Genomic DNA, 16,717 nt, shown 5'->3' on the forward strand with positions numbered 1-16,717 from the left:
GCGGTTGACTCGCACCGGTCAACCTCGAAGCGAGGATGTGACCTGCCGCGCGGCCGTCTCAGCCACCCGCTGCCCAGCCGCGTCGACCTGCCTCGCGTCCTGGATGTGGTAGACGACCTCCGCGGTGAGGTTGCTGTCGCGCAGGGCCACGCGGTACCACACCTGGCCGGTACGGCCCCGCCCCACCTGGTGGGTCTCGAAGCTGTCCTGGGCGAAGGCCGCCTCGCCCACGCCCTGGACGTCCCTGATCTTGTAGGTGGTCTTCCGGAACGACGTGCCGTCGGACGCGGCGGCGGCCCCACGGTCGGCGTCGAACACCAGCGCCGCCACCCCCGGCCCGTCGTGGCCGTCCTGCGGCCGGTGCGCGGTCAGCCGCAGGCTGATCGAGCGCTCCTCGCCGGATCCTCGCCACACCTTCCACCTGCAGCCGCCGGGCATCGGCGCGTCCCTGCGCATCTCGCCGCCCAGCAGGGCGCGGGCCTGGGCGTCGCTGAGCAGCGCGCAGGCGTCGGGCACGCCGGCGAACCTGCCCTGCTCGGCCTGCCCGGGCCCGGCGACGGCGAGGGCGTAGACCAGCCCGCCCACGGCGGCGGCCCCGGCGACCGCCAGCGCCGCGGGCAGCTTCCACCGGCGGCGCGGCCGGTAGGCGACCGGGGCGGTGTGCGCCGAGCTCGTCAGCCGCTCGCGGACCTCACGCGCGTGCGGGCGCCGTTCGGGCTGCTTGGCCAGCAGGTCGAGGATCAGCCTGCCCAGGTCGCGGCCCGCCCGCTCGGGCGGCGGCGGCTCGTGCAGCAGGACTGCGGCGGCCACCGCGGCCTGCATCTCCCGGTAGAAGGGCGGCTTCCCCTCGACCGCGGTGTAGAGGCTCGCGCCCAGCGAGAACAGGTCGGAGGCCGGGCCCGCGGGCAGGCCGTTGAGCCGTTCGGGCGCCATGTATCCGGGCGACCCGCCACCGCCGACGCCGCCCACGGGCGCGGCCACGCCGAAGTCGGTGAGCATCGCGGTGCCGTCGGCGTCCAGCAGGATGTTGGCAGGCTTGACGTCCTGGTGGAGGATGCCGTGCGCGTGGGCCACCTCCAGCGCCGACAGCATCTGCAGGCCGATGCGCGACACGATGTGCGGAGGCAGCGGCCCGGTCTCCTTGATGATCTTGTCGAGGGAGCGCCCCGTCGCCAGGTCCATGACGATCCACGGCAGGTCCTGGTCGAGCACCACGTCGTGGACCATGACGATCGAGGGGTCACGCAGCCGGCCCGCCGACCTGGCCTCGTGGATGGCCTGCTCGACGAAGGCCGCCCGGCCCGCCGCGTCGAGCTGCTGCGGGATGCGGACCTGCTTGACGGCCACCTCGCGGCCGAGCCGTTCGTCGAGGGCGCGCCACACCGTGCCCGCGCCGCCCTCGCCGAGCCGTTCGGTCAGCCGGTACCGGCCGGAGAGCAGGTAGTGCACGACGCTAGCCCCCGCTCCGCAGCGCCTGCTCGGTGTGCCGGGCGATGGTCAGCGCGCTCTCCCTGACCTGCTCGTCGGTGGGCCTGCTGGCCAGCGTGGTGTACTCCACCTGCATGACCAGGTTGGCCACGCGGTACATGACGACGGCCGTGTGGACCCTGCCCTGGGCGCTCAGCTCGTAGGTGTAGGCCTCCTCGCCCACGCCCTGCAGCGGCTGCGCCTTGCCGATCTGCGCGGTGAACGGCCCCTTGGCGCCGATCTCCTTCCACGACCACTGCAGTTCCTTGTACTTGCCGATCCACACCCGCTGGCTCTCCATCAGCCGGTGGGCGGACTCGGCGGTCATCGCCCAGGGCTGCGGGGTGTCGGAGTCGCGCTGCGCGGTCAGCGACACACCCCTGCCGTTGACGGTCCAGTCGCAGGCGACGCCAAGGCTGTCGTCGCCCTCCGCCACGTTCTGCGTGCCCTTGGGCGGCTGGCCGGTGCCCAGCGCCTCGCCGACCTGGGACGGGGTGAGCAGCCCGCACAGGTCCACGGGCAGCGTGAACGCGGTGGGCGTGGCCGTGGCGCCGCCCCTCCACAGGAACAGGACGGCGGCCACCGCGCCCGCGACCACCACGGCGCCCGCGGGCAGGAGCCACCACAGGCGTCCGCGGCGCGGCCGGCCGAGCCTTCCGGGGACGGTCAGGTCCTGGCGCGTCAGCGACGGAGCCTCCTGCCCCGAGGCGATCTGGCGCAGCGCGTGGACGGTGCTCCACGGATCGGGCCGCGCCGCCGGGTGCCTGGCCATCATCGCGGTCAGCACGGGCGCCAGCGGCCCGGCCAGGTACGGCGGGCGCGGCGGCGCGGTCAGCGTCGCCCTGATCCGCTCCATCGCCGTGCCCTCGTAGGCGGAGACACCCTCGGCCGCGGCGAACAGCGTGGCGCCCAGGGACCACAGGTCGCTCGCCGGTCCGCCCGGCTCGCCTTCCAGGCGTTCGGGCGCGATGAACCCGGGCGAGCCGATCATCAGGCCGGCCTGGGTCAGCGTCGCCTGGCCCTCCTGCCTGGCGATGCCGAAGTCGGTCAGCACGACCCGGCCGCTGTCGGTGAGGAAGACGTTGCCCGGCTTGACGTCGCGGTGCTGCAGGCCGCGCGAATGGGCGGCGGTCAGCGCCTCCAGCACGTCCGCGCCGATCCTGGCGACCGTCGCGGGCGGCATCGGGCCCTCCTGGGCGATCGCGTCGCCGAGCGTGCGGCCGCGCAACAACTCCATGATCAGCCACGGCCTGCCGTACTCGACCAGGACGTCGTGGAGCGCGACCACGCCGGGGTGCCGCAGCTGGGCGGTGGCCTGCGCCTCGCGTGCGGCCCTGGCCACGGCCTCGGCCCTGCCCTGCTCGTCGAGCCCTTCGGGCAGGGTGAGCTCCTTGACCGCCACCTCGCGGTCGAGCATCTCGTCTCTGGCCAGCCAGACCTTGCCCATCCCGCCGCTGCCCAGCGGCCTGATCAGGGTGTAGCGGCCGGCGAGTCGTCCCCCGGACATACAGGGGAGAGTAACGAATAATCTCCCATGATGAGGTCTGCCCGGATCGTCGCCTACCGCGAACCCGGGCGCGCAGATCAGTCCGTCGATCGCCGGGTCGCCCCGATAACTGTCGGTCCGCCTCTCTATGGTCTTGGAACGTGGACGCGGTTCAAGGCACTCTCGACGAGCTCGGCACCCCGCTGAGCGAGGTCACCTTCGTGGTCTTCGACCTGGAGACGACCGGCGGCTCGGCGCAGGAGCACGCGATCACCGAGATCGGCGCGGTCAAGGTGCGCGCGGGCGAGGTGCTCGGCGAGTTCGCCACGCTCGTCGACCCCGGCGGTCCCATCCCGCCGTTCATCTCCGTGCTGACCGGCATCACCGACGCGATGGTGATGGCCGCCCCGCGCATCGAGTCGGTGCTGCCCAGCTTCCTGGAGTTCATCTCCGGCGCCACGCTGGTCGCCCACAACGCCGCCTTCGACACCGGCTTCATCAAGGCCGCCTGCGCCGCGCAGGGCTACCCGCCGCCCGCCAATCCGGTCGTCGACACCGTCGACCTGGCGCGCAGGGTGCTGACCCGCGACGAGATCCCCAACGCGAAGCTCTCCACGCTCGCCAGGTTCTTCCACAGCCCCGTCGAGCCCTGCCACCGCGCCCTGCAGGACGCCAGAGCGACCGTCGACGTGCTCCACGGCCTGATCGCCCGGGCCGGGTCCTTCCAGGTCCACACTCTCGAAGAGCTCAAATCGTTCGTCCGCGCCCCCACGCCCGAGCAGCAGCGCAAGCGCCACCTGGCCGAGACCGTGCCCCACGCCCCCGGCGTCTACCTGTTCGAGGACGCCCGCGGTGAGGTCCTCTACATCGGCAAGTCCACCAACCTGCGCAACCGCGTCCGCTCCTACTTCACCGCGAGCGAGACCAGGCCCCGCATCCGCGAGATGATCGGCATCGCCGAGCAGGTCCGCCACATCGTCTGCGCCACCCCGCTGGAGGCCGAGGTCAGGGAGCTGCGCCTGATCGGCGGCGCCAAACCCCGCTACAACCGCAGGTCGCGCTTTCCCGAGAAGGTGGTCTGGCTCAAGCTGACCGACGAGCCCTTCCCCCGCCTGTCGATCGTGCGCGAACTCAAGGACGACGGCGCCGCCTACCTCGGCCCCTTCACCAGCGCCAAGGCCGCCGACGACGCCCGCACCGCGCTCCACGACGCCGTGCCGCTGCGCCAGTGCACCGAGCGCCTCACCCTCAGGACCCGGCGACCCGCCTGCGTGCTGCACGAGATGGGCCGGTGCGGCGCCCCGTGCGAGGGGCTGGAGACGCCCGCCGACTACGCCGTCCACGTCGCCAGCGCCCGCAGGGCCATGGCCACCGACGTCTCCCTCGTCTTCACCGCGCTCGAGGCCCGCATGGAGCGCCTGTCGGTCGAGCAACGCTACGAGGAGGCCTCCGTCGACCGCGACCGGCTCGCCTCCTACGTCCGCACCGCGGCCAGGATGCAGCGCCTCACCGCCCTGACCCGGATCCCGCAGATGGTCGCGGCCAGCCCCGCCTTCGACGGCGGCTGGGACATCCACGTCATCCGGTACGGCAGGCTCACCGCCGCCGCCCACATGCCGCGCGGCGCCCACCCCACGCCCTTCGTCGAGAAGCTCGTCGCCACCGCGGAGATCGTCATCCCCGGCCCCGGCCCCATCCACGCCGCCAGCGCCGAGGAGACCGAGTGCATCCTGCGCTGGCTGGAGTCGCCGGGAGTGCGCCTGGTCGAGGTCGACGGCGAGTGGGCGCTGCCCGCCCACGGCGCCGCCCGCCACAAGGCCCGCATCGACCTGGCCTACCAGCGCCTCGACCACCGCAGTCGCCGCGAGGGACGACCGTTGCGGTGACCCGATACAGTTGGTGCATGGTCACGGCAATCGTTCACATCAACGCCGAGGTCGACCGGATCCCGGAGATCGCGCAGACGATCGCCGAGATCGACGGCGTCAGCGAGGTCTACTCGATCACCGGCGAATACGACCTGCTGGCCATCGTGCGCGTCGCCGCCTACGAGGAGATCGCCGAGGTCATCCCCGGGCGGCTGAACAAGGTGCCCGGCGTGCTCGACACCTCGACGCACATCGCGTTCCGCACCTACTCCAAGCACGACCTCGACGCCGCCTTCTCCATCGGCCTCACCGAATCCGACTGACCCGCACGCCCCCTTCTTCCACCGGTCGACCGACCCGCGCGCCCCCTTCCACCGGCCGCCCCCATCCGACCGACCGCACCGCGCTCCCCTTCCTCCTCGTGAGCGCCGACCTGTTGATCGCGGGCGCGCGTGCGTGAGTGCCGAGCGGGTGCCCGGCGCGCTTCGCTTCCAGACATCCACCCGGCCCGTACGGCAAGCCGGGCCAGGCGCCACCCTCCGCACGTGGCCGGCCTCTTTCCAGGGATACGCGTCACCGAGCGCACGTGGCCGGCCTGGGAGACGGACAGCGGGCATCGCGGGCGACGTGACGGCGGCCTGCCGGAGTCCCGCTGGAGTGGCGTGATGGACGGGCCCCGGCCACCCGCCTGCGGTGGCCTTGACCCGGCTTGCCGTACGGGAGGGCGGACAACACGCCCGCGGCAAGGACGCGGCGGGGGAAGGAAGCCACCCGCGGTGAGGAGACGCCAGGCGAAGGAAGTCCCCCGCGCTGAAGAAGACGCCAGGCGACGGCGGAAAGGGAAACGCCCCGGCTCGGACGGATGGTGTCCGGGCCGGGGCGTTTCGTGTGGCGAGACTAGTGCGTCAGGCTGCGGTCGTCGCCGGAGGTGATCTCGGCGTGCTCGTCGCCGTGACCGTGTCCGTGACCGTCGTCCAGCGGGATCTTCTCCCCGCCGTACGCCTTCGACATGCTCCCGCGCAGCTTGCCGAGCGGACCGCGCATCCCCTTGGGCGGGATGCCGTCGGTGTCGGCGTCGACGTCCACCTGCGGGATGGCTTCCTTGCCGCGCATGTGGGCCTCGATGTCGTCCGCCGCGGGCGTGTGGATCTCGATGAACTCACCGTGCGGCAGCCGCTTGATCACACCCGACTCCACACCGTGCCCGATGATCGCGGCGTCGGAACGCTGCAGGCCGAGGCACATCCGGTAGGTCACGATGTAGGCGATCACCGGAGCCACGAACACCATCACCCGGCCGATGTAGGTCGTCCAGTTCAGGCTGATGTGGAAGTTGGCCGACAGCTCGTCGTTGGCGCCGAGCAGCCACAGCACGCCGTAGAAGGCGATGGCGGCCATGCCGATCGAGGTGCGGTGCGGGTTGTTGCGGGGACGGTCCGCGATGTGGTGCTCGCGGTTGTCGCCGGTGACCCACCGCTCGAGGAACGGGTAGAGAGCCAGCCCGGTCATGATGATGCCCATCGGCACCAACGCCGGGATGATCACGCTCAGCGGCAGCGTGCCGGCCTCGCTGCTCCCGAACAGGTTGATCTCCCACGGCGGCATCAACCGCAGGGAGCCCTCCAGGAAGCCCATGTAGAAGTCGGGCTGCGAACCGGCCGAGATGTCGGCAGGCGTGTAGGGACCGAACGCCCAGATCGGGTTGATCTGCGCGAAGGTCGCCAGTCCAGCGATCACCGCGAAGGTGAACAGGAAGTACGCGCCGGCCTTGAGCATGAAGGCGGGGTAGAACGGCGCGCCGACCACGTTGTGGTTGTTGCGCGCCTTGCCCGGCATCTGCGTGTGCTTCTGCACCCACATGAGCACCATGTGGGCCGAGATGAGAGCCAGCAGGATGCCCGGGATGAGCAGGATGTGCAGCGAGTAGAACCGGGAGATGACGTCCTCGCCCGGGTACTCCCCGCCGAACAGGAAGAAGGTGATGTAGGTGCCGACGAGCGGCAGCGAGATCGCCACACCCTCGGTGATGCGCAGACCCGCGCCCGACAGCAGGTCGTCCGGCAGCGAGTAGCCGGTCAGACCCTCGGCCAGCGCGAGCGTCAGCAGCAGGACACCGATCACCCAGTTCAGCTCGCGCGGCTTGCGGTATGCACCCGTGAAGAACACGCGGAGCATGTGCACCATCATGCCGGCCACGAACAGCAGGGCGGCCCAGTGGTGGATCTGCCGCATGAGCAGACCGCCGCGGACCTCGAAGCTGATTTCCAGTGCGGAGGCGTACGCCTCCGACATCATCACGCCCTTGAGCGGCTCGTAGGGGCCGTCGTAGATGACGTGCATCATGCTGGGCTTGAAGAAGAACGTCAGGAACGTACCGCTCAGCAGCAGGATGACGAACGAGTAGAGCGCGATCTCACCGAGCAGGAACGACCAGTGATCGGGGAAGATCTTGCGCAGGTTGCGCTGGAGGAAGGTGCCCGCGCCGATCCGGTCGTCGATGTAGCTCGACGTGCCGCCGATGGCCTTGGGAACCGTCTTCAGGTCGTCGCTCACGCGTGGCCTCCCTCGGACCTGACCTTCGCCTCGGCGTCGCCGCGCTCCCAGAAGCTGGGACCGACGGGCACCGCGAAGTCGCCCTTGGCGATGAGGTAGCCCTGCTCGTCGACGGCGATGGGCAGCTGGGGCAGCGGCCTGGCGGCCGGGCCGAAGATGACCTTGGCGCCGTCGGCGGCGTCGAACGTCGACTGGTGGCAGGGGCACAGGATGTGGTGGGTGGTCTGCTCGTACAGGGCCGCGGGGCAGCCGACGTGCGTGCAGATCTTGGAGTAGGCCACGATCCCGTCGTGGGTCCAGTTCAGGTTCGTGCCCGACTTGATCTCCTCGGGACGGAACTTGATCAGGATGAGCGTGGCCTTCGCCAGGGCGTTGAGGTCGTGCTCGTAGCCCTCGGGAACCACCGACAGGATGCCGCCGGGCGAGTTGAAGTCGGCGGCGCGGATCGGCTGACCCGTGCCCTCGACGACGAGCTTGAGCGGCTTGCCCTCCTTGTTCTTGGTGCCCCACACGGTGTGGCGGAGCTCCTTCTGGAAGGCGGAGGCGGGCATCTTGGAGTTGTCGAGGTCGCGCATCAGCACCAGCGGGATCAGCCCGAGCGGGGCCGAGGCCAGCAGCAGCGTACGGCGCAGCAGCGGCCGCTTGGCCAGGCCGCTCTCCTTGGCGCCCTGCAGGAACGTCTCGGCGACGTAACGCCTGGTGGGGTCGTCGGAGGCCATCGGGTGGCGCTCCTGGACCAGCGTGTACTTCGGCATGACCTGACGGACCCACACCACGATGCCGACCGCGAGGCCGAGCAGGGCCACGGTCAGCGGCGCGCCGAGCGCGAAGTTGGAGACCGCCGTGCTGTCGACGTCGCCTACCTGGAAGACCACGTAGTTGACGATGAACACGAGGGCGGCGATGAAGGTGACCGTGAAGCAGAGCGCCACGATCCTCTCGCCCTTGCGGGCCTTGCCCTCGTCGGGGAAGTAGACGCCGGGAACCTCCACGTCCACCGGCTTCTGCTCCGCGGGGATCAGGGTCTTGCCGTGCGGAGGAGTGCCGATGACGCGCTTGGGGACGCGCTCGTCCGGCTGCTCGATCTCATGTCCGTTGTCTGTCATGACGCCTGTCGCTTCTTAGCGGTGATCCAGATGGCGGCCAGCACGAGGGCGCTGATGCCCACGAGCCACGCCACGAGGCCCTCGGTGACCGGGCCGATGCGGCCGAGTCCGAAGCCTCCGGGGTCCTTCTGCTCGCGCACATCCACGATGTACGCGATCATGTCGCGCTTCTCCTTGGGAGTGATCGTGGAGTCGTTGAAGACCGGCATCGCCTGCGGTCCCGTGGCCATCGCCTCGTAGATCTGGGTGGGCGTCGCCTGGTTCAGATTCGGCGCGTACTTGCCCTGGGTGAGCGCACCGCCGGCCCCGGTCCAGTTGTGGCACTGGATGCAGTTGGCGCGGAAGAGCTCACCACCCCTGGCCACGTCACCCTGCGCGGGGTCGACGGCGTTCTTGTCGGGCACGACGGGGCCGCCGCCGAGCGACTGCACGTAGGCGCCGAGCTGGCGGGTGGTGTCCTCGTTGACCCAGGCGGGCACCGGCTTGCGCGGTGCCTGGGCACCAGGGTTGGCGGCGGGCATGCGGCCGCTGCTCACCTGGAAGTCGACTGCCGCCGCGCCCACGCCGACGAGCGTGGGTCCGGTGGAAGTGCCCTCGGCGTTGAGGCCATGGCAGCTCGAGCAGTGCGCCTGGAACAGGCTCTTGCCTTCAGCGACGTCGTCGGCCTTGCCGGCCGCCAGAGCGGCGTCCGCCGGCCTGCCGGTCGGCGAGATGAGGGTATACACCCCCCCGACCAGCGCCAACGCGAAAAGCAGGACGGCGTATCTCGCGAGCGGATGCCGCCGCCGAGCGGTGATCCTAGTCACAGAGATCCCCGTTTCCTTACTGAATGATGTAGATGGTCGCGAAAAGGCCGATCCAGACCACGTCAACGAAGTGCCAGTAGTAGGACACGACGATCGCGCTGGTCGCCTGCTCATGTGTGAAGCGCTTCGCGGCGTACGTGCGTCCCAGCATGAACAGGAACGCGATCAGTCCACCGGTCACGTGGAGGCCGTGGAAGCCCGTGGTCAGGTAGAACACCGAGGTGTACGGGTTCGCGGAAAGCGTCGCGCCCTCATGAGCGAGCTGCATGTACTCGTAGATCTGGCCGCCGACGAAGACGGCGCCCATGATGAAGCTGACGAAGTACCAGAAGCGGAGCTTGCCGACCTGACCCTTTTCCGCGGCCCACACGCCAAGCTGACACGTCACACTCGACAGGACCAGGATGATCGTGTTGACCGTAGAGAACGGAATGTTCAGCTCTGCCTCTGGCCAGGCCTTGCCCTGACCGAGACTCACTGACCGGATGGTGAAGTACATCGCGAACAGCGCCGCGAAGAACATGAGCTCAGAGGACAGCCACACGATCGTCCCGACGCTGACCAGGTTCGGTCGCCGGGACGCGTGAGCTGTCGTCGTCGTAATTGCGGATGCTGTCGCCACGGGCAGCATTATTGCGGCTCTGGTGGTCGGGTCGCCGCACGACCCCCCGTTAGGGGGTCCGCCCACACCCCCAGCCTGGGAGAATTAGTGCAAAACGCCCGCCGACCCCGGCGGCCTGGGTTTCCGCCTGGAGGCACCGGTACGATCCCAGGTGACCATACTGCTACCACTGATAGTGAGCTGTGACCGTGAGCACCGACGACACCATGAGGGTCCTCGTCTACAGCGACGACGCCAGGACCCGCGACCAGGTACGGCAGGCCATCGGGCGCCGTCCCGCAGCCGACGTCCCGCTGGTGGAGATCGTGGAGTGCGCCACCCAGCCGAAGGTCCTGCAGTTGCTCGACTCGGGCACGATCGACGTCGCCGTGCTCGACGGTGAGGCCCAGCCCGCCGGTGGCATGGGAGTCAGCAAGCAGGCCAAGGACGAGGTCTACGACTGCCCGCCGATCCTGCTGCTCGTCGCCCGCAAGGACGACCGCTGGCTGGCCAACTGGTCGCGCGCCGACGCCGTCCTGCCGCAGCCGCTGGAGCCGATCGCGGTCGCCGACGCCGTCGCGACCCTGATGCGGCAGCGCTCCTCGACCCGACTCAACGCGAAGTAGGTTCTCCCATGGACGCTCGCACCACCTGGCCCGCACTGCTGTCAGCCCTCCTTGCGGGGGAACACCTGACCGCCGACGAGACGGCGTGGGCGATGCGGGAGATCATGTCGGGCTCGGCCACCCCCGCGCAGATCGCCGGGTTCGCGGTCGCGCTGCGGGCCAAGGGCGAGACCGTCGCCGAGGTGACCGGCCTGGCCAGGACGATGCTCGAGCTGGCCACCCCGTTGCGGGTGGAGGGGCCCGTCGTCGACATCGTGGGCACGGGCGGCGACCGCGCGCACACGGTCAACGTCTCCACGATGGCGGCCATCGTCGCCGCCGCCGCCGGCGTGCGCGTGGTCAAGCACGGCAACCGCGCCGCCTCCTCCTCCTGCGGCGCCGCGGACGTCCTGGAGTACCTCGGCATCAAGCTCGACCTGCCGCCCGAGGCGACCGCGCGGGTGGCGGCCGAGGCGGGCATCGCGTTCTGCTTCGCGCCCGTCTACCACCCGGCGCTGCGCTTCGCCGGTCCGCCCCGCAAGGAGCTGGGCGTCCCGACGATCTTCAACTTCCTGGGCCCCCTGACCAATCCGGCCCGCCCGTCCGCGCAGGCCATCGGCGTCTACGACGCCCGCATGCTGCCCGTCCTGGCCGGCGTCTTCGCCGAGCGCGGCGTCTCGGCCCTGGTGTTCCGCGGCGACGATGGGCTCGACGAGCTGACCATCGCCACCACCTCCACGGTGTGGGTGGTGCGCGACGGCAGCGCGACACAGACCGTGTTCGACCCTGCGGTGCTGGGGATCCCCCGCGCGGAGGTGGGCGCGCTGCGCGGCGGCGACGTGGCGTTCAACGCCCAGGCGGTGCACGACCTGCTGCGCGGGAAGACCGGCCCGGTGCGTGACGCGGTGCTGCTCAACGCCGCGGCCGCACTGGTGGCCGCCGACGGTCCCGGCGACGACCTCGACTCCGCGATGATCGACGGCTACGCGCGTGCCGTCCAGGCGGTCGACTCGGGGCGCGCCGCGGCGACGCTCGACCGGTGGGTCGAGGTCAGCCGCGCCCTCAGCATGGCCTGAGCCCCTTCCCCGGCGCGGTGGTGGCCGCGCCGGCCCGCCCTACGCTCGGGGGTGGAGTGAAGATCCACCGCCAAGCGGATGCGCCGCACGGGACCCGCGCCTACGCTCCCGGCCATGCCGCCTCTCCTGTCATGGCTGGCCGCCGTGACCACGGTAGTCCTGTGCCCCGCAGTCGTCCTCCTGCTCCGGCTGCGCGCCCGTTCCGCGGCCGAGCTGGCCGCCGAACGGCGCGCCCGCGCGCAGACCGTACGGCACGCCCTGATCGTGCAGGAGCTGCACGAGGTCGTGGCGCACCAGGTCAGCGTCATGACCCTCGGCATCGGCGCGGGCCGGATGACCATGGGCAGGGACGCGCGCAGGGCCGCCGGCACGCTCAAGGACGCGGAGGAGTCAGGCCGCCAGGCGCTCGGCGAGCTGCAGCGCATGCTCGGCGTCCTGAGCGCCTTCACCGGCGTCCCGCCCTCGCGCACCCCGCAGCCCTGTCTCGACGACCTGCCCGACCTGCTCCAGGAGATGCGCGGGAGGGGCCTGCCGGTGGACCTCGTCCAGGACGGCTCCCCCGCGCCGGCCGCGCCGGGGGTGGAACTGTCCGCCTTTCGGATCGTTCAGGAGGCCCTCAGAGACACCGAGGGCGCGTCCAGGGCCACGGTGACCCTGCGGTGGCGGCGGCGCCTCCTGGAGGTCCTGGTGAGCGACGACGGGCCTTCCAGGCCCATCGGGCAGGCGGCGCGGGAGCGGGCCGCCCTCGTCGGCGGCTCCCTCACGGTCGAGGGGCACGCCGACGGGCATGCGGTCCGCGCCCGTCTCCCGCTCCACTAGGGCGACGGCGTTACAGCGACTCGGTGGTCATCGACTTCAGCGAGCTCCACTGCAGCCACTCCTTCCAGTTCTCCTGCCAGTGGCCCCAGCCGTTGGTCGGCTCGAGCGGGCGCGGGGACCCGGTGATGACGATCGGGTCGCCGATCAGGGTGTTCTTGATGAACCACGCCGCGTTCTCGGGGCTGACGTTCACGCACCCGTGGCTGACGTTGGAGTACCCCTGCGACCCGACCGACCAGGGCGCGCTGTGCACGTACTCGCCCGAGTTGGAGATCCGCACGGTGTTGTAGACCGTCAGCTGGTAGTAGCCGGCCTGCCCGGGCCCGATCCCCGGCGAGGTCATGACCGTCACCGGTTCCCTCGACATCGCCAGGTGGATGCCGGAGGTGGTGTAGTACTTCCACTCCCCGCCCTGGCCGGCGCTCATCGGCATGTTCCTGACGACCTTGCCGTCGCGCTTCACCACGAGGTGGTGGTTGCCGGTGCTGCCGGAGGTGATCTGCGACCTGCCGACGGTGAAGTCGAGGGTGTAGTCGCGCTTGCCGTAGATGCCGGGGGCGCCGGGCACGTTGGCCAGGCGAGCCTCGAGGCGGACCTTGGTGCGGGCGGGCCAGTAGGTCTTCGGCCGGAAGTCCACGTGCCGGTCGTCGAACCAGTGCCAGGCGCCCTGGACCGGCTTGGACGTCTTGACGACCAGGTTCCGCTCGACGGCCACGCGGTCCGTGACGTCCTTGTCGAACGTGATCATGATCGGCATGCCGACGCCCACCGTCAGGCCGGTGTCGTCCTTGTGCGGCAGCAGCTGCTCGATGCCGAAGGTGCCGTGCGCCTTGACCGTGGTGAAGGTGCTGGTGGTCCTGGTCGTCTGACCGGCGGGGTTGGCCACGAGCGCGCTCACGGTGTAGGTCGTGCCGGGGCGGCTGTACCGCTTGCTGCGCCACTTCGTGCGGTCCGCGCTGAGCTCGCCCTCCAGACCGCCGGACGGTCCGGTGACGGTGACGTCCCTGAGCGTGCCACCGCGGGCCGTGACCAGGACGGTCTGGCCGGTCGGCACGTTGCCCGACCTGTCGGCAGGGACGATCGCCACACTCGCGGGCGGTGGCGCCGCGCTGGGCGAGGCCCCGCCCGTGGTGCTGCCTGCCGAGCACGCTGCGAGTACGGCGAGGGCCAGAACTCCAGCCGATCCTTGAGTCATCCGCCCCACGGGTACTCCCCTCTCCGTCGAAGCCCTAACGCCCCCTTACTACCCGCAGTGATCGTTTCGCCACATTCGGCATGGAGTAAAAAACACCAAAAGCGGGCGCCCTCGGACAGGGCACCCGCTTCTGTGCTGGTCGGATCAGTGGGAGAAGTTACCCCGGTAGTACTGGAAGACGAAGCCGACCATCGCCATGATCACCATGAAGACGCCGATCAGGAACATCCACAGGCCGATCACGAAGCCGACGAACGCGAACGCCGCCGCGAGGCAGACGAACAGCGGCCACCAGCTGCTCGGGCTGAAGAAGCCGATCTCCCCGGCGCCGTCGCTGATCTCGGCAGTCTTGTTGTCCTCCGGCTGGTCGCCGATACGGCGAGCCGTGAACATCAGGTAGTAGCCGATCATGAAGGCGAAGCCGACCGAGATGGCCATGGCCGTGGTGCCGACGGGCTCCTTCGACCAGAACCAGTAGACGACGTCCACGCCCGCGAAGAACAGTCCGCAGAGCAGGAACAGCCAACCCTGAACCTTCATCAGGCCTCAACCTCCTGCGGCTTGGCCGACACGTGCGGGTAGTGCAGGTCGAACGCGGGACGCTCGGACCTGATGCGCGGCAGCGAGGTGAAGTTGTGCCGCGGCGGCGGGCAGGAGGTCGCCCACTCGAGCGAGCCGCCGTAGCCCCACGGGTCGTCGACGGTGACCTTGGGCGCGCTGCGCCAGGTCTTCCAGACGTTGTAGAAGAACGGCAGGGTCGAGGCGCCGAGGATGAAGGCGCCCACCGACGAGATGAGGTTCAGGTCGGTGAAGCCGTCGGTCGGGGCGTAGTCGGCGTAACGGCGGGGGAAGCCCACCATGCCCAGCCAGTGCTGGACGAGGAAGGTGGTGTGGAAGCCGATGAACAGCAACCAGAAGTGCACCTTGCCGAGCTTGTCGTTGAGCATCCGGCCGGTGAACTTCGGCCACCAGAAGTAGAAGCCGGCGAACATCGCGAACACGACGGTGCCGAAGACCACGTAGTGGAAGTGGGCCACGACGAAGTAGCTGTCGCTGATCTGGAAGTCCAGCGGCGGGGAGGCCAGGATGACGCCGGTCAGACCGCCGAGGAGGAAGGTGATCAGGAAGCCCACCGAGAACAGCATCGGCGACTCGAAGCTCAGGTGGCCTCGCCACATCGTGCCGATCCAGTTGAAGAACTTCACGCCCGTCGGAACCGCGATGAGGAACGTCATGAACGAGAAGAACGGCAGCAGGACCTGGCCGGTGGCGAACATGTGGTGCGCCCACACGGTGATCGACAGACCGGCGATGGCGATGGTCGCGGCCACGAGACCGATGTAACCGAAGATCGGCTTGCGGCTGAAGACCGGCAGGATCTCGGTCACGATGCCGAAGAACGGCAGCGCGATGATGTAGACCTCGGGGTGGCCGAAGAACCAGAACAGGTGCTGCCACAGCATCGCGCCACCGGTCTCGGAGGCGAAGATGTGGGTGCCGAGCTTGCGGTCGGCCTCCAGCGCGAGCAGCGCGGCGGCCAGCACCGGGAAGGCCATCAGCACGAGCATGCTGGTCAGCAGGATGTTCCAGGTGAACATCGGCATCCGGAACATCGTCATGCCGGGCGCGCGCATGCAGATGATGGTGGTGATGAAGTTCACCGCGCCGAGGATGGTGCCCAGACCGGACAGCGCCAGACCCATGATCCACAGGTCACCGCCGACGCCGGGCGAGCTGATCGCGTTCGACAGCGGGGTGTAGGCGAACCAGCCGAAGCTGGCCGCGCCGTTCGGGGTCAGGAATCCGCTGACCGCGATGATGCTGCCGAACAGGTAGAGCCAGTAGCTGACCATGTTGAGCCGGGGGAACGCCACGTCGGGCGCGCCGATCTGCAGCGGCATCAGCTCGTTGGCGAAGCCGGCGAACAGCGGCGTCGCGAACATCAGCAGCATGATCGTGCCGTGCATGGTGAACAGCTGGTTGAACTGCTCGTTCGTGGTGACCTGCAGCCCCGGCTGGGCGAGCTCGGCGCGCATGATCAGCGCCATCACGCCGCCGATGAGGAAGAACACGAACGACGTGATGAGGTAGAGATGCCCGATGACCTTGTGATCGGTGGAGGACATCCACTTGGCGATGGCCAGGCCCTTGCGGGTCGGCCGCGCCGAGACTGAGGGTGCTTGGATGGCGGTCACTGGGCTCTCCCAGCCTGGGTCGTCATGTACTGGTCGAACTCGGCCTGCGAGACGAGCTTGACCCTGAAGAGCATGCGGCTGTGGTCGACGCCGCACAGTTCGGCGCACCGGCCCGCGTAGACACCAGGCTTGTTCAACGTGGTGATCACGAACTTGTTCTTCTCGCCGGAGATGCCGGGGATCACGTCACGCTTGAACATGAACGCGGGCACCCAGAACGAGTGGATCACGTCGTCGGCGTCGAGCTTGAACAGCACCTTCTTGTTCACCGGCAGCACCAGCTCCGGCGACTGGGGCGCCTGGTAGTCGCTGACCGGCATGCCGACGACCTTGGCGGTCTTGCCACCGGCGTCGGTGGTGAACCGCCAGCTCCACTGGAACCCTTCCACGTGGACCGTGACGTCAGGCTGCGCCGAGGTGTCCATGAGCACGTTCTCGTCGCGGGCGGTGAAGAAGAAGAACACCGACACCATGACGAGCGGCACGACCGTGTACAGGATCTCGATCGGCAGGTTGTAGCGAACCTGCGGAGGAAGCTCGGCCGACGCCTTGCGCTTGCGGTGGAAGGCGCACGCCCACAGGATCAGCACGATGACGACGAGCCCCGTGGCCAGCGCCGCGATCCAGGCCCCGTTCCACAGATTCGTGACGATGTCAGCCTGCTCGGTGGCACCCTCAGGAAGAAGACCACGCGACCAGTCGGCCTCGGGCACGTCATTTGCACAGGCCGTCGCGGAGGCCAGCAGCAACGCCAAACCGGCGGCGCTGGACACTCTGCGCCGGCCCAACGGACGCCGCTCAGTACGGCGGGTCGGACTCACGGATCGCCTACCCCACAGATGAAGCCCAGAAGTCTCTCCTGGGCGCTCGTATTTCCATATGCACAGCTGATTGCAGACACATTAGCGTGGGGGGTGGTCGGCTCCCCGCTCGCCCCCGT

General features: G+C 69.5%; 15 protein-coding genes. 5 read left to right on the top strand and 10 right to left on the bottom strand.

Annotated elements, in window-relative coordinates:
- Positions 1 to 18 precede the first annotated feature (18 nt).
- Both ABZX22_RS37800 and ABZX22_RS37805 read right to left on the bottom strand, forming a co-directional pair.
- Positions 19 to 1,449, bottom strand: coding sequence for a serine/threonine-protein kinase (locus ABZX22_RS37800; RefSeq protein ID WP_354919425.1), 1,431 nt, complete (start codon positions 1,447 to 1,449; stop codon positions 19 to 21).
- Positions 1,450 to 1,453: 4 nt separating this feature from the next.
- Positions 1,454 to 2,974 (bottom strand): serine/threonine-protein kinase, encoded by a 1,521-nt coding sequence (locus ABZX22_RS37805; RefSeq protein WP_354919428.1) that lies wholly within the window; start codon positions 2,972 to 2,974, stop codon positions 1,454 to 1,456.
- Between the two features lie 140 nt (positions 2,975 to 3,114).
- Between ABZX22_RS37805 and ABZX22_RS37810 the strand changes: the two genes are divergently transcribed.
- Both ABZX22_RS37810 and ABZX22_RS37815 read left to right on the top strand, forming a co-directional pair.
- Complete coding sequence (locus tag ABZX22_RS37810) at positions 3,115 to 4,839, top strand: DEDD exonuclease domain-containing protein (RefSeq protein ID WP_354919430.1); 1,725 nt, start codon at positions 3,115 to 3,117, stop codon at positions 4,837 to 4,839.
- A 17-nt stretch (positions 4,840 to 4,856) separates the two neighbouring features.
- Positions 4,857 to 5,144, top strand: coding sequence for an Lrp/AsnC ligand binding domain-containing protein (locus ABZX22_RS37815; protein ID WP_354919433.1), 288 nt, complete (start codon positions 4,857 to 4,859; stop codon positions 5,142 to 5,144).
- A 574-nt stretch (positions 5,145 to 5,718) separates the two neighbouring features.
- Here ABZX22_RS37815 and ABZX22_RS37820 read toward each other — a convergent pair.
- Genes ABZX22_RS37820 through ABZX22_RS37835 form a run of 4 tightly spaced genes read right to left on the bottom strand, consistent with a single transcriptional unit; the run spans position 5,719 to position 9,917 of the window.
- Positions 5,719 to 7,374, bottom strand: a complete 1,656-nt coding sequence (locus tag ABZX22_RS37820) for a ubiquinol-cytochrome c reductase cytochrome b subunit (protein ID WP_354919435.1) — start codon at positions 7,372 to 7,374, stop codon at positions 5,719 to 5,721.
- Positions 7,371 to 8,480, bottom strand: coding sequence for a Rieske 2Fe-2S domain-containing protein (locus ABZX22_RS37825; protein WP_354919438.1), 1,110 nt, complete (start codon positions 8,478 to 8,480; stop codon positions 7,371 to 7,373). Before ABZX22_RS37825 ends, ABZX22_RS37820 begins: the two co-directional genes overlap by 4 nt.
- Complete coding sequence (locus ABZX22_RS37830; RefSeq protein WP_354919441.1) at positions 8,477 to 9,286, bottom strand: c-type cytochrome; 810 nt, start codon at positions 9,284 to 9,286, stop codon at positions 8,477 to 8,479. The genes ABZX22_RS37825 and ABZX22_RS37830 overlap by 4 nt, the downstream gene beginning before the upstream one ends.
- A gap of 16 nt (positions 9,287 to 9,302) precedes the next feature.
- Positions 9,303 to 9,917 (bottom strand): heme-copper oxidase subunit III, encoded by a 615-nt coding sequence (locus ABZX22_RS37835; RefSeq protein WP_354919444.1) that lies wholly within the window; start codon positions 9,915 to 9,917, stop codon positions 9,303 to 9,305.
- A 197-nt stretch (positions 9,918 to 10,114) separates the two neighbouring features.
- Between ABZX22_RS37835 and ABZX22_RS37840 the strand changes: the two genes are divergently transcribed.
- The 3 genes from ABZX22_RS37840 to ABZX22_RS37850 all read left to right on the top strand — a co-directional run bounded on the left by ABZX22_RS37840 (position 10,115) and on the right by ABZX22_RS37850 (position 12,387).
- Positions 10,115 to 10,513: a hypothetical protein gene (locus ABZX22_RS37840; RefSeq protein WP_354919574.1), complete on the top strand. Its 399-nt coding sequence runs from the start codon at positions 10,115 to 10,117 to the stop codon at positions 10,511 to 10,513.
- Positions 10,514 to 10,521: 8 nt separating this feature from the next.
- Entirely contained in the window at positions 10,522 to 11,568 is a 1,047-nt protein-coding gene (gene trpD, locus ABZX22_RS37845) for an anthranilate phosphoribosyltransferase (protein ID WP_354919447.1), read from the top strand.
- A gap of 114 nt (positions 11,569 to 11,682) precedes the next feature.
- Entirely contained in the window at positions 11,683 to 12,387 is a 705-nt protein-coding gene (locus ABZX22_RS37850) for a histidine kinase (RefSeq protein ID WP_354919450.1), read from the top strand.
- A 10-nt stretch (positions 12,388 to 12,397) separates the two neighbouring features.
- Here ABZX22_RS37850 and ABZX22_RS37855 read toward each other — a convergent pair whose 3' ends face one another.
- The 4 genes from ABZX22_RS37855 to coxB all read right to left on the bottom strand — a co-directional run bounded on the left by ABZX22_RS37855 (position 12,398) and on the right by coxB (position 16,532).
- Positions 12,398 to 13,474 carry an Ig-like domain-containing protein gene (locus tag ABZX22_RS37855; RefSeq protein WP_354919453.1) on the bottom strand — a complete coding sequence of 359 codons (1,077 nt, stop codon included), beginning with the start codon at positions 13,472 to 13,474 and terminating at the stop codon, positions 12,398 to 12,400.
- 252 nt (positions 13,475 to 13,726) lie between these two features.
- A complete protein-coding gene (locus ABZX22_RS37860) occupies positions 13,727 to 14,122 on the bottom strand; it encodes a cytochrome c oxidase subunit 4 (RefSeq protein ID WP_354919456.1) in 396 nt (131 codons plus the stop codon).
- Positions 14,122 to 15,777, bottom strand: a complete 1,656-nt coding sequence (gene ctaD / locus ABZX22_RS37865; RefSeq protein ID WP_354919458.1) for a cytochrome c oxidase subunit I — start codon at positions 15,775 to 15,777, stop codon at positions 14,122 to 14,124. Before ctaD ends, ABZX22_RS37860 begins: the two co-directional genes overlap by 1 nt.
- On the bottom strand, positions 15,774 to 16,532 hold the full coding sequence (coxB, locus tag ABZX22_RS37870; protein ID WP_354919460.1) for a cytochrome c oxidase subunit II: 759 nt from the start codon (positions 16,530 to 16,532) through the stop codon (positions 15,774 to 15,776). The genes ctaD and coxB overlap by 4 nt, the downstream gene beginning before the upstream one ends.
- Between the last annotated feature and the right edge of the window lie 185 nt (positions 16,533 to 16,717).

Origin of the sequence: Nonomuraea sp. NPDC003804 (assembly GCF_040610675.1) — a bacterium.
Lineage (GTDB): Bacteria > Actinomycetota > Actinomycetes > Streptosporangiales > Streptosporangiaceae > Nonomuraea.